The sequence below is a fragment of the Bianquea renquensis genome, assembly GCF_014384895.1.
Lineage (GTDB): Bacteria > Bacillota > Clostridia > Lachnospirales > Bianqueaceae > Bianquea > Bianquea renquensis.
Genome location: NZ_JACRSQ010000013.1, coordinates 103,039 through 118,867, shown reverse-complemented (window position 1 = coordinate 118,867; position 15,829 = coordinate 103,039). Strand labels below are relative to the sequence as shown.

Sequence of the window (15,829 nt, the reverse complement as noted above, 5' to 3'; positions counted from 1 at the left end):
GTAAGAGATGGTGGTGGGGTCTTTCTGGACGAGTTGGGAAATGGCCTTGAAGGTCATGCGCTTTCCGAGGCAGTCCTCAATCACCTTGCGCTCCTCCAAAGTAAGATGTTTGTTTTTTCTTGGGTTTGATTTTTTAGCCATATGTGTGGCCTCCTTTCTGAGAAATAATTTCCCAGATTCAATTCAACCACAAATGACGTATCAAAGTAAATCCCATTTTAAATCCCACTGTGGCACTTACTTTGGGAATTTACACAACAAAAATTAGGCATAAAATTTCAAATTTACTCTTGCATAATCCACTTACTTATGCTATAATTTTTCATGCTGACGCTGAAAGTCAGCTGCGAGGACACAAGGAGAAGTACCCAAGTGGCTGAAGGGGCTCCCCTGGAAAGGGAGTAGGTCGTTAATAGCGGCGCAAGAGTTCAAATCTCTTCTTCTCCGTCAAAAAGAGACAAACTTGTTTTAGAGCAGGTTTGTCTCTTTTTTATCCGCAAATAGGTTAAAAATAGAATTATGGCATTGATAACGGCTTGATTTTGATGAAAATTAGGTCGTTTTTTATTCTGTTCGATTATATTACAAGTCTTAAATATACTAATTTACGGGTTATGACTATAAGTAAAAAGCCGAAGAAAATCACAAATCCACTAATATTTACTTTTATTATTGTAAAACACACAAATTAGTGATATAATTTAGAAAGGAAAATATGATATGAAGTTATCTTATGTTGAATCGAAGATTTTCAGCAAAGTTTGTTATGGATTCCGCCGAAACAACAACGGAATTATTGAAACAATACCGGACAAGGCTAAAGTTGTTGAAATGATATTCTTGCTTTATTTAAATGGAAATAGTTTAGAGGATATCCAGCATTACTTATTTGAAACACAAATACCATCTCCGTCTGGAAAACAAAAATGGAGTCGTGATGTTTTGAATAAGCTATTAAATAACTACAAATACACCTTTGGTATCATTAGTCATGAGCTGTTTGAAGCCGTAGAAAGTTTAAAAGAAAGCAATTGCCGAAATCCAAATCGAAGTACAGAGGATGTAGATGAATGGGACGAGCGACAAGAACAGAACTACTGTGGGCTTATGCCATAACACGTGAGGAGTTCTTAAAACGTGTGAATGATAAATTTGAACTTCATCCAGAGGAATGGGAAAAAATCCGCGATACTCTCTTTGATGCTATGAGTAAAGGAGAGTCGCCTATATATGAGCCTAAAATGAATGCTTTTCTGGAACAGACAGTATACAAATATTTGCGTCCGATGGAAGAACCTATATCACTGACAGACATTGCAAGAAGGTTTGAACCAGAGAATCCGAGTTATTTGATTCAAAGTTGGCTTCGCAGCAGAAATACGATTGAGTTTCTCGGAGAATGGGAGCGCAATAACAACAAGCAATTCAACGAGGAAGCGTTTCAAAAGCTGCTGAAAGATGTTCGCTCGCCGTCCTATACGCTGACTCCAAAGAGATGGATTGAGACTGTGAATGCTATCGGACTTGAATCCAAACGGGGTAAAAACGGGGGCACAATGGCTCATCCGTTTATTGCCTGTGATTTTGAAATGTGGAATGATATGCAGTTTCGATATGAAGTGCTGAAGTATTTTATGAGTTCAAGAATTGAAACGGACAATGAGGAATGAAGATTATTAGAGCGAAACCGCGAAATTCAGACGGATTATTATCATTTGCAAATGTGCCAGTTATATTATTATGGATTCAAATTAAAATACCAGAGGATAGCAAATGCTGCTACGTCTAGAATTATGTTTATGAGAGGCTGTGCGGCTGTAAAAGAAGGAGGATACTATGCGTATTGTAAGCTTGGACATTCAAAATTTTCGATGTATAAAACAAGCCCATATTGCTTTCAAAAGTCAAACAGTCCTTGTCGGCGACAACAATTGTGGAAAATCAACAGTATTGGAAGCAATCGATCTTGTTTTGGGACCAGATCGAATGTCAAGGCATCCCGTTGTGGATGAATATGATTTTTTCACCGGGAAATATCTCAACAATGATGAACCTATTCAAATTTTGTCTGAAGTTGTAGTAATAGATTTATCCGAGGAACAGCTTCGATACTTTAACAGCCATATTGAATGGTATGATACTGAAAATATGTCAATGCTTTCCGAACCTCCGGCATCTCAAACGGACAAAGACAACGTTGTTCCGGCTCTAAGAGTGCGTTTTGTTGGAAATTATAATAAGGATGAAGATGACTTTGAAGGTTATACATATTATGCTAATCCTCCGGCAATCGCTGATGGAAAACCTGATGTTTTTTCAAAAAAAGACAAGCGTATGTGTGGCTTCTTGTATCTGAGGACTCTGCGAACCGGATCAAGAGCATTGAGTATGGAACATGGCTCACTTTTGGATATTATACTTTCAATCAAAGAACTACGTCCTCAGATGTGGGAGGATGTAATCCATCAAATTAATCATGTTACGGTAGCAGCAGAACCAGAGCTCGGAATTTCCGAGGTGTTAACATCTTTACAAGACGAAATACACAAACTTCTTCCGGCGGACACCGCCAACAATCCGGTTATGAAAGTATCAGATCTTACTAGGGAAAACTTAAGAAGAGCCATTACCGTCTTTTTGGATTCGGGACTTCGCCGCGAAGATGATACGGTGTATGCTGTCCCATATTATAAAATGGGTACTGGTACGATAAACGTATTAGTGTTGTCTCTTTTACGCATAATTGCAAACCTAAAGCAAAAGGTTATTTTTGCCATGGAGGAGCCAGAAATTGCGATTCCTCCGTATATTCAAAAAAGCATCATAACAAACGTACTCTCAAATTCACATCAAGCAATATTCACGTCGCATTCCCCTTATGTTTTGGAAGAATTCAGCCCCGATAATGTAATCGTTCTGTCAAATGATATGGGAGTATTGAACTATGAGGCAGCTAAATTACCGCCCCAAGTAAAACTCAAGGCATATCGTGAAGATCTAAGAAGAAAGTATTTTGAGTCATTGCTATCAAAGCGGGTATTGATTACCGAAGGGCGCACAGAGTATGATGTTTACTCTGCGGCTGCTCGAAGGCTCGAGGAACTCGACAGTGCAAAGTATGCGTCTTTTGATAGAATGGGAATTGCATTGGTAAATGCTGAATCTGATTCGAAAGTTGCTCCCCTTGGTAAATACTATAAATCTTTAAATAAAACAGTATATGCTGTGTTTGACAAACAAGATGAAGCTGCGTCAAAAAACATTGCTGAATCAGTAGATGAGGCATATGAAGCCCAAGAGCACGGAATTGAAAATGTTGTACTGAACGGTATATCTGAAGCAGCGTTAAGACGGTATACAAATGAAATCATAGCAGATGGAAGATGGCCTTCAGATCTTGTTGGCGAAACGCCTACTCCAGATGTAAATTACTCAGAACTAAAAGGAATCATGTTTAAGTTTTTCAAAAGAAAAAAAGGCGAAGGTGCGCTTGCTGATTTGATTGCACAGTGTAAGGCCGATGAATTTCCAACATTTGTTTCCGATACGATATCAGATATAAAATCCAAAATAGATAGCATTTTGCTGGAGTAATTACACATGATAGAGTTGGATGATGAGAGAAAGAAACTTCTACAAACCGATGATCATATATTAGTCTTGGGCGGACCAGGTTCTGGCAAGACCACTATTGCTTTATGCAAGGCTAAACATGATATTGAAAAACTAAAACCCTTTCAAAAGATACTTTTTTTAAGCTTTGCGAGAGCTACTGTAGTCAGAGTATATAAACAGAGCCAAGGTATTCTTAATACTACAGATTTGAAGAATATTGAGATAAGCACATATCACGCTTTTGAATGGAAACTATTAAAATCTAACGCCATGTTGATATCAAAGCATCCGTTATCGATATTGCCGCCGCATGAAGCTGCCGTCTTATTTAGAGGACTATCCGAGGATGACCTCAAACAGGCCACCAGTAAAGAGTTTGTGAATAGTGAAAAACTTCATTTCGATTTATTTGCGTCAGAAACGGCCAGACTGTTGTCTCAAAGCGATTCTGTTTTAAAACTTATTTCAGATTTATATCCAATCATAATTTTGGACGAGTTTCAGGATACGAATCAAGACGAGTGGGATATGATATGCTCGTTGGGACAATACAGTACCTTGGTTGCACTCGCTGACCCAGAGCAAAGGATATATGACTTCAGGGGTGCATCACCTGCCCGAGTAGGTGAATACATAAAGTTGTTTTCACCATCTTCCTTCGATTTTGGGAAAAACAACAAAAGAAGTTCCGGAACCGATATTGTCGAATTTGGTAACGATTTGTTAACAGGTGCAAATATAGGTAAGGAATACCATGATGTTAGTATTTGTCTATATGATGAAGGGTACCATAATAAGAGTGGGTTAATAAAATTAAAAAGTGGGTTGCTTTCAATAATACGAAAGTTAAATAATTCTTCTTCGAATTGGTCAGTAGCCATATTGACAGCGTCTAATTCATTAATGATTGATGTTTCAGATTTTCTTTACAACAGTCAGCGCTTTTCAAATGAACATGTTCTTCCTTCCATCACGCATAATGTGTTTATTGATATGACTGGACCAACGTTGTCCGCCATAGCCATTGCATCAGTATTGGAATTAGGCTCTCAATGCAAATGCTCAGTTTCTAATATTGTAAATCTACTGGAAAAACACATTTCTGGGAAGAACAGCGGCAAAATTTCGAATGCTGATAATATAATGTGTGATGCACTCCTTTCCTATTTAAAAACGGGAAAAACACGAGGAAAGAATCGTGAAAATCTAATATCTTTATGTGAACGCTTAGCAGATGCAGCGAACAAAATAGTTTACACTGGAAATATTATCGATGACTGGAAAGCTGTACGTGAACTATTCAATGACCCTAATAAATATTTGAGTATGCTTTATCGTGACTCTTTCCATGTACGGTTGCTTAGAAAAGGGTCTGCGCTTTATTCAACATTAAGTGATCTTTGGCGAACAAATTTGAATTACTTTGGTGCACAAATTGCAACGGAAAATGCTTTTACACAAGAATATTTCTCCATGGATATTCAAGATTCAAATGGAGTAAATGTAATGACTATACACAAGTCAAAAGGTAAAGAATTCGATGTAGTGATAATTTATGAGGAAAAGTATAAGGGAAGAATACTAACTAATCCAGAGGAAATAGATAAAGCACGTTTGAATTTGCGGGTGGCAGTAACACGTGCCAAGAAAAAAACATTCGTTTTAACTCCATGTAGCAAACCCTGTGAATTACTGTAATCTGTATGAGCAAGACAATAGCCACTACTTATCATTATAGTGGTATGAAACCATTCTGCGCTTAGAAAGACTATTCTTTAAGTTTGCAGTTTTTTCAAAACAACATTATTTACAAGAGTTCAAATCCCACCTCCGATAAGCCGAAAAAATCTTTTTCATGTGCCTCTCACAGACCTGCGGTCAGCAATTTGCGACCGCAGGTTTTTTATTGGTGCATTTATGCGAGGAAAAAGGGGCTGTCACAAAATGATTTTCTGAAATCATGAGGGGCGGCCTCCTCTTTATGTGCGAAGCTGTGGAAGAACTTGACTAAGAAACACGAAAAACAGCATACGAACTCTGAGGGGCAGGGTCTGCCTCTCAAAAAAGTGCACAGTTTTTATTCTTGGAGACGCTATGCAACAGTTGGGACAACCAGGTGTGTTCCCAACCGGCCTGTTTGTATTTTATGATGCAGCTTCAGAAGGGTATAGGCCATGCTCACAAGATACCATTCCACCATAACATTGGGATTTCCCCGTGTCAGAAAACGCCGGAAGTTCATGTCCTCTTTAATCATGGCAAATACTCCCTCCGACTGTATGGAGCGGTTACTGCGAAGCCGAATTCCTTCCTCTGTGGAAATCTTTTTCTCCATGGCTTCCCGCTGTCGGATGAAATACTTGGACACATTCAGCCGCTTTACCTTGTCGGCAAGGGGCGTCTTGTCCGTTTTCTTCTGCCGGATGCACTTTTCCTTTACCGGACAATCCTTGCAGTCAGCGCACTCATACACCGTCACCTCTTGGACGTATCCTGTTTCTGACTTCCGTTTTTTCACACTTACAGCTTGTAATTTCCGGCCCTGCGCACAGGTATATTCGTCTTTCTCTGCGTCATAGGCCATGTTTTCCCTGCGTCCGATGTCGTTTTTATATTTGCGCTTCTTCTTTTGCTCATGGTTGGAGGGCTTTACAAACAGGGAAAGCTGTTCGCTTCCATCTACATAGTGGTAGTTTTCCTCGCTCTCATAGCCCGAATCGACCACGACACGTTTTACGGGAAGCTTCTGGCACAGCTTTTCCAGAAACGGGATGAAGGGTTTGGTATCTGTCCGATCCGCGGAGATATAATTTCCTATGATGTACTCGCTGACCGTTGCCACATTTACATTATACCCGGGCTTTAACTGCCCGTTTTTCATATGGTCTTCCTTCATGTGCATAAAGGTTGCGTCGGGGTCTGTTTTGCTGTAACTGTTCCGATCCCCACAAATGTGGAGATCCAGATTGTACCGTTTTAACCGTTCCAGCCAGCTGTCGATGCTTTCAATGGCCTTCTGCAAACCGCACTTATGGTGTCCTTTCCCTCGGACAAATGCCACATTCCCGGTTTCCTTTGCACAATACAGCTGTTTTCTTACCTTTTTCAGCCGCTGCACCGTAATCCGCGGCGGGATGACGATTCCCGTCCCAGAGGCCTCCAGAAGCTTCGGCAGTTCACTTGCGATCTTTTCCCCCAGCTTGATCTGCCGCTTTGTTACCGCGGTCTTCCAGACGAACGAGTACCGATTGGCGTTGGCCTCCATTTTCGTGCCGTCAATGAATACCGCGGATTCCTCAAAAGATATTTCTCCGCAGTCCACCCGCAACTTCACCATCTGATTCAACAAATCCTCTACCGCGTAGGGCAGATGATTCCTGCGGAACCGGGCGATGGTGTTGTGATCCGGGGCGGGGCGGCCTTCCAGAAGGTACATGAAATTGACATTCTCCCGGCAGGCACGCTCGATTTCCCGGGTCGTGTAGATTCCCCGGGAGCAGCCGTACAGGACAATCTTAAACAACAGACGCGGTGAGTACTCGATTCTCCCCAACCGGGAGTAGGTCGTTGTCAATCTTCTGTAATCCAACTCCTCTGTAACAGCGCTGAGTAATCTCACGGGTTCGTCTGACGGGATCATTATTTCTAAATTCATGGGCAAGCAGACTTGATATTCAGTCCCGTATGCTGTATACTCTACTTGCGTGTTTTTTAGTTTCACACCTTAATTATACGCCGACTGCCGACTCTTGTACAGAGCCGGCTGCCGTTATTTTGGAGCTGCCTCACTGCATTAGTGAGACAGCCCCAAGAAAAAACTTTAGTAAATAAAAACCTTCTTGTTGTAAAATAGTAGTGGTTTGGCGACCGCATTACTAAAACAACAAGGAGGTTTTTTACAAATGAAAAATGAAATAAAAAGTACGGCACATTCAAAATATCGTTGCGAATATCATATAGTTATTGCACCGAAATACAGAAGGAAAGAGATATATGGTCAGCTGAAAAAAGATATTGGAGAGATATTGAGGAAATTGTGCGAGCAAAAGGATGTGAAGATAATAGAGGCAGAAGCATGTCCGGACCACATCCATATACTGGTAAGTATTCCGCCGCATTTAAGTATAGCACAGTTTATTTTAAAGTTTTGTGCCCGCGAGCGGCGGGTATCTGTTTTGCAACAATGATCCACATCTGGACGCAGTGCACGCTGTGCCCAGTTTTTTGCAAGGGTTGAGCGGAAAGGTCGGGATCGCGCAAATATGTTCAAAGAATAAAAATATCTTGGAAGGTGTGAGGCGCTTGACTGCATGCGTTATCCTGAATACCTGACCCGCTTATGACCAATCACGCCGAAAAAATAACCAATCACGACAGAAGCCGTCCGTAAGAATGGCTTTTTGTTATAATGGCACTGGATATATGTAAATTTGTAAAGTAGGCATATCCCGACGAGGTGAATTATGAATAGATCGACGACTATATTTGCATTACTCAAGTGATGGCGGTTTGTGCTGGCCTTTGCGGCTGTACTGCTGCTTTTTGTGGTATTACTGCTTCTTTTTCCACGGGGGAAGCATTTGGTACTTTCCACCGTTTCGCCCTATTGTTCTGGCTTGCGCTGATTGCCAGTTTCGTCTTTACGGTTATGGCGGTTCGCAGCAGAGGAAAGACTGAAGCAGACGTTTCACCGGCGGCAAAGCGTTCTGTCGGTTTTATAAAGAAGTTGGATCGCGGAGAGGAGAATTTTGATGAGAAATAAAAAGACCAACCCATTTATGGCGGTGTTGCTCAGCCTGTGCATGATGCTGGGTATGCTGCCGAGCTTCGGTAACACAGCGACCGCTGATGAGATTATTGCTATCCACAATGTGGAGGAGTTGAAAGCCTTTCGGGATTCTGTGAATAGCGGAGAGAATTACAGCGGCAAAACGGTGACGCTGAAAGCCAATCTTGATCTCAGCGGGGAGACGAACTGGACGCCGATCGGAAATAATACCGACTACGTGTTTAGCGGAACTTTTGATGGCGAAAACCATATTATTTATAACCTGACGATCAATGCTACCGTCCAGTATGCCGCACTGTTTGGAAGGCTTGAGAATGCAAATATTCAGAATCTTGGTATCGAAAATGCCAATATTACATCCAAGAGGGATGACGTGGCTGTTTTGGCCGGCAATGCCAAAGGCGGCGCCATTTCACGCTGCTATGTAACGGGTACGGTAAAGGGCCGGGGCGCTGTATCCGGTATTCTTGGTTCTACTTATGACGTCACTTATAAAACGCAAATCAGCAATTGCTATGCCCGTGTTGAAATTATTCAAAATGGCACCTATACAAAGGATTTAGCGGGCATCTCCGGCTGGAACAAGGCGACCAGCGTTGAAATTACAAACTGCTATTCCGCCTGCATTGGGGAGATCCGCCCCATTGCCGGCTGGAGTGATGGTTCCCCTGTATCAAACGATCAGTTTGTCAGTACCTATTTTGATAGTACTCTTTCTCCGAATTTCAGCTCGGATGCAGGTCGAACCGATCTCGGACGCACCTCAGAAGAACTGAAAACCCAAAGCACCTTTGAGAACTGGGATTTTGATGCCATCTGGGCAATCGACCCGGCCGTCAACGGCGGCTATCCCTATCTGCAGGGGTTCACCCCAGGGCTGAGCGGCGCACCCGGTTCTATATCCGTCACGGTACTAGATACCTCTGACAACCTGGTGACCAATGCTGCTGTTTCGATCAGGCATACTGCCTCCAATCAGGAAACCTCTTTAAGCCATCAGGGAAACGGTGTGTATTCCAGCACCGTTGACTCTTCTGACGCAACATACGATGTCATTGTAAACGGAGAAACAGTCAGACAGGTTACCCAGATCGGAAACGGGGCCGTCCGGATTCAGGTTCAGGTTGAAATGCACACCCACTGCGTCTGCGGCGGAGATGTGACCACCGGCAGTCACGTGTGCAGCGACGATACCACGTGGACTGCATGGGGGACTGCCGACGCCATGCCTTCGAAATCCGGCAGTTATTATCTGAAGGAGGATGTCAGTCTCAGCGCCGCATGGGAAATTCCTGCGGGTGTGACGATCTCTCTCTGCCTCAACGGTCACACGCTGAAATATGAAGGAAGTATAGTTGTTACAGGTGTTGTCTATATACAGGGCGGCACGCTGAATATCTGCGACTGTGCAGACGGCGGTACAATCACCGGCGGCAACGGCAATAGTTCCGGCGCCGGCGGTATCTACATCATTGAAGAGGGTACGGTTTCGTTATACAGCGGCAGCATCAGTGGAAATAAGACGACCAGTTTCGGCGGAGGTGTGTGCATTGGGGGCCAATCCACCACCGGGACGTTCTTTATGTATGGAGGCTCTGTGTCCGGAAATGAAGTAACCAAAAGTACGGGTGGAGGCGGCGGCGTCTATGTTTACAACGGCGCTTTTACCATGTACGATGGAAACATCAGCAATAATACAGGCGGTTTCGGCGGAGGCGGAGTGTACGTTTTGAAAGGCAGCTTTGTGATGAACGGCGGCAGCATCACCGGCAACACGGCTAGTGAGCGAGGCGGTGGCGTCATGATACCGAGTGACGACAATAGCGTCGTTCTATCCGGCGCACCGGTCATCACCGGCAACACGGTAAATAGTACAGCAAACAATCTTTATCTGGCTTCCAGAAAAACGATCACGGTGGATACGCTAACACAGGGGGCAAAGATCGGCATTACCACCTCTGCGGAGCCGGCGGAGGGTTCTCCTGTTTCCGTCACCGGCCAAAACAACGCGAATTATTCCGGGTATTTTACCAGTGATGACGATAACTATGCGATTGAAAACAGCAAAACGAATACGGTTCAGCTGGCGGTTCCGCATATCCACAGCTTTACCGTTAAAAACCCCGATGAAAAGTTTCTGGCAACCCCGGCGGACTGCGAGCACGCGGCGGTGTATTATATCTCCTGCGACTGCGGCGAATCCTCTCAGGGAACAAACGATGAAGAAACCTTTACAAGCGGCGCCGCGTTGGGGCACGCTTACGGCGCGTGGAGCTTTAACGGCAACGATACCCATACCCGCATCTGCGCCCGTGATTCGAGCCATACCGAAACCGAAGCCTGTTCCGGGGGAACGGCGTCCTATTTCGAAAAAGCGGTCTGCCAGGATTGTCAAGCGGGGTACGGTGCTCTGCTGACGGACACGACTGCACCGACCGGTGAAATTGCGCTTGGAGAGAACAAATGGAACAGCTTCTTGAATACCATCACCTTCGGGCTGTTTTTCAAGGAAATGCAGACTGTGACCATAACGGCAAACGACGACAGCTACACTCATAGCGGCTATACGGATGATAAAGCCGTTACGGTCGAATATTATCTGTCGGAGCAGGCCCTGACCAAAACGGAAGCAGAAGCGATTGATGAGTGGAGCGCCTATACCGCTCCGATCGATATCGACCCCATTCATAAGGTGATCGTTTATGTGAAGCTCACCGACCATGCGGGAAATGAGACGATGATCTGTTCGGACGGCGTAACCTTCGATACCACGGCCCCCGTCATCAGCGATGTGACCGATGGAGAGACGTATTACACCACGCAGATAGCGGAAATTCAGGATATTAATTTGGAATCTGTGAGGTTGAACGGCAGCACGGTTACCAGCCCAATTACGCTGGACGGCAACAAGGAAGCCGCCTATACCATAACGGCTGCCGACAAGGCGGGCAACACCACCACCGTTACCGTAACGATGAAGCCGATCTCTTCTCTTTCTCAGCCGATCGATGATATCGCCCTGGAAAATGTGAAGTCCAGCGATAAAACAGAAATTGAAGCGGTGAAAGCGGCAGTCGAGGCTGTGGATAAGACCCACGCCACCGATGAGGAAAAAGCGGCCTTGCAGGAAATCCTTGATAAGTGTGATGCGCTTCTTCAAAAGATCGCTGACACTGCCGATGAAATCACGGATATTACGGATAAAGCAAACGGTTACGATCCGGAGAACGTCACTTCAGATGACAGGGCAGATCTTGAGGATTTAGTTGATCGCGCTGACACATTGCTGGATGGTGAAAATCTCACAGAGGATGAAAAAGCAGCTTTAGAAAAGGCGAAAACCATTGCGGAGACTTTGATCCAAAACATGGATGAAACCGCTGATGAGATCGCTGATATTACCGAAAAGGTTAAGGACATCACCGCCCGGAATGTCATCCCAGAGGATAAGGATGACCTTGAAAAAGCCAAAGAGGACTTGGAAAAGGCACTCGAAGAGTATGAAAACAATTTGACCGAAGACGAAAAGAAAGCTGTTCAGGACGATATTGACCGCATAGATGAGGCTTTGAAGGTCATTGAGAAAGTAGAGACCGTTGAGGATCAGATCAATGTTCTGCCCGATACGGTGACAAAGGACGATATCGAGGCAATCAAAGCCGCCGAGAACATTTATAACGCCCTTACCGATTACGAAAAATCTCTCGTAAATAAGGACTCCAAAACAAAGCTTGACAAGGCGATTGCGGACTTGGCAGAACTTAATAAACCTGCTGACACAACCCCTCCTATAACGGGAGATAACAGCAGATGGCTATGGGTTGCGCTTATGTTCATCAGCGGCAGTGCGATAATCACCTTTGCCGTTTATAGCAGAAAGAAACAAGCAGCGCAGAAATAATTGACTTCTTAGTTAGCGGAGGGCGGTAGTGAGCCAAATCACTACCGTCCTCTGCTACATTGTATTTTCCTTGCTTTATCCCTATACTCTCGTTTTCAGGAATTTATGCGTACAGTTCCCCCCCCCAGGACAGCCATTTCTGTATCGCGGCGAAGTTGAACGCATACATTGCGCCCTCCCCCACGCCCGTCAGCAACTCGGCGGGCAAAAATCTTTTTCATGTGCCTTTCGCAATATAGAAACCTGTCGAAAAAGTTAAAGTTGCTTTATCGGCAGGTTTTTGATATAGTAATAAAGAAGCTGAAGATAAAAAACGTATAAGAAGGAGGTAATAAAAATGCAAAAATTGAACCATCCGGTTGAGAAGCTAGTTGAGACGTTCCTTTATAAGGGTGTGGAATTTGAAGTGGTTGAACGCCCCGAGGTTTTATGGGTCGGTTGCGTTGATTACGCAAGCAATAACGCGGATGAATCCGATATCGGAGCAACGCTGGAGCGCTATCAAAAGTTAATCGAAATTCCAAAGAACGAACTTATGAATCCGGATTGGAGTGCCGCACTTTCAATTAATTATTGCGTCGACAAGCCGTGCGGCATTATGTTCGCGCAAGAAACATATTCAGATAAACAAGACGAACGATATGGCCTGTTTACACAACCAGGCGGTTTATGGTTGCGTATACGCAATGATAGAAACGCAGCTGCACTGCTTGGCAAGGAAAGCGCAGAGGTTCATGAATATTTTTCAGATGAACGGAAAATATTGCGCACTGCCGCCGAAGCAAACCACTATCAGCAGAATTTCGAAGTTTGCGTTGAGGTGGAATATAATTGTCACGCTGAATACAGCACCCCGCTCCACACGGCTTACGCCTATATTCCAATTATAAAAGAGTAAAGGGATACGCCTGTTTGCGAGAGTTCAAGTCTCCCCAGAAAAATGACAAGAGATTCTCTTTGTCTCACCCTTACATATGCAATTGTGATTGAGAGTAAATGGTTTCGCATTATGAATACTACCACATTATATTTATATGAATTTGACCCACGAGAGTTTGTTTTACAAGACGATATTGCCGGATACTATGTTGCAAAAACAACACAATATCCAAAAGAAAAATACATACTGACTGACTTGTTTGCTTTGCCACGTCTTTAAAGGTTTTATATCGGTCAAAGAGGCAACCGAGCTTTGGGGTGTTTCAGAGCGTTGGATTCAAAAACTGTGTGAAGAAGGCAGAATTGATGGCGTAAAGCGCTTTGGTCGTTCATGGATGATTCCAAAAGACGCAAAAAAGCCAAACGATTTAAGAAAGAAAGGTGGTGAGAATCATGTACAATCCCCAACTTGATACCTTTCTGCGGGTAGCAGATGCGGGCAGCTTCAACAAAGCGGCAGAGGAAGCATATATAACGCCAACCGCTGTGATTAAGCAGATCAATCTGCTGGAAGCCGAATTGGATGTGAAACTGTTTGAAAGAACTCACAGAGGATTAACCTTAACGAAAGCAGGAAAATCCTTGTATCAGGATACAAAATACATCATTCAGTATTGCCGGGATTCCGTAACGCGGGCAAAAAATGCCATGCAAGAGGATACAAATACTATCCGAATCGGAACATCAGCTACCACGCCGGCGCAATTGCTTATGCAGTTATGGCCCAAAATGCATGAGCATTGCCCTGATATAAAATTTCAGATTGTACCGTTTGAAAATACACCTGAAAATGCAAGGGAGATTTTAGCGAACCTTGGCACAAATATTGATGTTATCGGCGGTATCTTTGATGAAACAATGCTCCATCTTCGTCATTGTGATGGTTTGAGACTGTCTTGTGAGCCGCTTTGCTGTGCAGTGTCTTTTCATCATCGCCTCGCCTCAAAGGATAAATTAAAGATAGAGGATTTATATGGTGAAAATTTGCTCTTAATGCACCGTGACTGGAGCCGTTATGTTGACGGTCTGCGCGATGATATTTGGAAAAACCATCCGCAAATCAATGTAATAGATTTTGATTTTTACGATGTAAACATATTCAATCGCTGCGAAAACGGAAACGATGTCCTGATGGCTATTCCCGGCTGGGCAAATGTACATCCGTTGTTAAAGGTTATTCCTGTAGAATGGGAGCATTGTATTCCCTACGGCATATTGCACTCGCCGCAGCCGACAGAATTAGTTAAGCGTTTTCTTAGTGCCGCGCAGGCGGCGGTGAAAGACCCCTGCGGGCAGGGAGATCGTTGCTATACAGGAAATTAGACGAGATATAACCTTTGGGTATAAACCGCCTAACGAATCGAGACTTCTTATGAGGTCTCGACTTTTTTATACTATATGCAGGAGACCAGAATCCTCCCACATATAGTTCAAGGTTCTCGTTACGGTCAAAATCTTTGATTTTGGAAACCGTAGAGGTTCTTATAATAAAGTTAGTAAAGATACGGCAGGTGAATGAATTTGAAAAGATATACCGCATTGATTCTGGCGATTTGTCTACTATTTTGCTTTGCGGGATGTAGCACAGAGAAGAACACAGGGCTGGATACAAGCCAAACATCTGGCAGCAATTCTGGAATCAGTTCCACAGGAGGAAAAAACAGTGTGCAGACAAATGTAGACCATAGTGAACCGTATACCACTAACACCAAGATATCGGATGTGCTTTCAGACACAGCATTTGGAGATTACGGCAGACTCATCTTCCCTGTAAACAGCGGATATTATAGCGGAGATACGCTGGGCGAGCTTCGGCTGACATGGTATAGCCATATTGATCCAAATAAAACAGTAGAAATCGCAAATTACATGAAAAGCCATGCAGAGGCGGGAGAAACCATCTTTTATGATATTTACAGCGATGAAGAAAAGGCTGCTGATCCTGAAAAGAAAGATACAGGCGTGTTCTTCTTTAAAGGTGATCCCGGCGCAAGGTTTGCAATCTGTAATGCAGGCGGTGCTTTTGCTTATGTAGGTGCTATGCATGACAGCTTTCCTCATGCGTTGGAGTTATCCAAAAAGGGCTATAACGCCTTTGCACTGATTTATCGCCCCGGAGCGCAAACGGCCTGTGAGGATTTAGCACGGGCAATCGCTTTTATTTTTGACCACGCTGACGAGTTAGAAGTAAACACGGATTGCTATTCTTTGTGGGGCGGTTCTGCCGGAGGCAGAATGACCGCCTATCTAAGCTCCTACGGAACGCAAAGCTTTGGGGAAGCAAGCTACCCAAGACCGGGCACTGCCGTTATTCAATATACAGGTCACAGCGAATATACAAAAAGCGATCCCCCCACTTTTATGTGTGTCGGAGAAAATGACGGCATTGCAAGCTGGCGCACAATGGAAAACCGAGCAAACACTATGAAATCAGTCGGTATTGATACCGAGTTTCACAAATATCCGGGGCTGGGTCACGGATTCGGGATTGGAACAGGAACGGTTGCGGAGGGCTGGCTCGACGCCGCCGTTTCGTTTTGGGAAAAGCAAATGTAAGTACATAAAACTGATTTGGAGGAAAAGAC

Annotated in this window: 13 protein-coding genes, 1 tRNA gene and 1 pseudogene; 13 read left to right on the top strand and 2 right to left on the bottom strand. The window is 44.0% G+C overall.

The window, feature by feature from the left end; genetic code table 11:
• Positions 1-141: helix-turn-helix domain-containing protein (locus H8730_RS10135; RefSeq protein WP_249289791.1), on the bottom strand; the 141-nt coding region annotated here is incomplete at its 3' end.
• 217 nt (positions 142-358) lie between these two features.
• On the opposite strand from H8730_RS10135, the gene H8730_RS10130 reads away from it, so the two are divergent.
• The 5 genes from H8730_RS10130 (at position 359) to H8730_RS10110 (ending at position 5,313) form a co-directional block, all read left to right on the top strand.
• A tRNA-Ser gene (locus tag H8730_RS10130) sits at positions 359-447 on the top strand.
• A gap of 273 nt (positions 448-720) precedes the next feature.
• Positions 721-1,116: a recombinase family protein gene (locus H8730_RS10125; protein WP_177714682.1), complete on the top strand. Its 396-nt coding sequence runs from the start codon at positions 721-723 to the stop codon at positions 1,114-1,116.
• Entirely contained in the window at positions 1,071-1,670 is a 600-nt protein-coding gene (locus tag H8730_RS10120; protein ID WP_177714681.1) for a KilA-N domain-containing protein, read from the top strand. The genes H8730_RS10125 and H8730_RS10120 overlap by 46 nt, the downstream gene beginning before the upstream one ends.
• A gap of 166 nt (positions 1,671-1,836) precedes the next feature.
• Complete coding sequence (locus H8730_RS10115) at positions 1,837-3,594, top strand: ATP-dependent nuclease (RefSeq protein ID WP_177714680.1); 1,758 nt, start codon at positions 1,837-1,839, stop codon at positions 3,592-3,594.
• Between the two features lie 6 nt (positions 3,595-3,600).
• Complete coding sequence (locus H8730_RS10110) at positions 3,601-5,313, top strand: UvrD-helicase domain-containing protein (protein ID WP_177714679.1); 1,713 nt, start codon at positions 3,601-3,603, stop codon at positions 5,311-5,313.
• 394 nt (positions 5,314-5,707) lie between these two features.
• Here the strand turns inward: H8730_RS10110 and H8730_RS10105 are convergent, their stop codons facing one another.
• Positions 5,708-7,336, bottom strand: a complete 1,629-nt coding sequence (locus H8730_RS10105; RefSeq protein WP_177714678.1) for an IS1182 family transposase — start codon at positions 7,334-7,336, stop codon at positions 5,708-5,710.
• A 181-nt stretch (positions 7,337-7,517) separates the two neighbouring features.
• Between H8730_RS10105 and tnpA the strand changes: the two are divergent.
• The 8 genes and pseudogenes from tnpA to H8730_RS10070 form a co-directional block, all read left to right on the top strand.
• Positions 7,518-7,754, top strand: a pseudogene (tnpA, locus tag H8730_RS10100) (IS200/IS605 family transposase); the annotation flags it as partial.
• Between the two features lie 362 nt (positions 7,755-8,116).
• Positions 8,117-8,377: a hypothetical protein gene (locus tag H8730_RS10095; RefSeq protein WP_177714676.1), complete on the top strand. Its 261-nt coding sequence runs from the start codon at positions 8,117-8,119 to the stop codon at positions 8,375-8,377.
• Positions 8,367-12,305: a hypothetical protein gene (locus tag H8730_RS10090; protein WP_177714674.1), complete on the top strand. Its 3,939-nt coding sequence runs from the start codon at positions 8,367-8,369 to the stop codon at positions 12,303-12,305. Before H8730_RS10095 ends, H8730_RS10090 begins: the two co-directional genes overlap by 11 nt.
• A 337-nt stretch (positions 12,306-12,642) precedes the next feature.
• A complete protein-coding gene (locus H8730_RS10085) occupies positions 12,643-13,203 on the top strand; it encodes a hypothetical protein (protein ID WP_177714672.1) in 561 nt (186 codons plus the stop codon).
• Between the two features lie 42 nt (positions 13,204-13,245).
• Positions 13,246-13,464 carry a DUF6886 family protein gene (locus tag H8730_RS18045; protein WP_430385383.1) on the top strand — a complete coding sequence of 73 codons (219 nt, stop codon included), beginning with the start codon at positions 13,246-13,248 and terminating at the stop codon, positions 13,462-13,464.
• Entirely contained in the window at positions 13,445-13,657 is a 213-nt protein-coding gene (locus tag H8730_RS10080; protein ID WP_283243935.1) for a helix-turn-helix domain-containing protein, read from the top strand. Before H8730_RS18045 ends, H8730_RS10080 begins: the two co-directional genes overlap by 20 nt.
• Positions 13,638-14,567, top strand: a complete 930-nt coding sequence (locus H8730_RS10075; protein ID WP_177714670.1) for a LysR family transcriptional regulator — start codon at positions 13,638-13,640, stop codon at positions 14,565-14,567. Before H8730_RS10080 ends, H8730_RS10075 begins: the two co-directional genes overlap by 20 nt.
• A 342-nt stretch (positions 14,568-14,909) precedes the next feature.
• A complete protein-coding gene (locus H8730_RS10070) occupies positions 14,910-15,800 on the top strand; it encodes an alpha/beta hydrolase (RefSeq protein WP_249289785.1) in 891 nt (296 codons plus the stop codon).
• Positions 15,801-15,829: the final 29 nt, after the last annotated feature.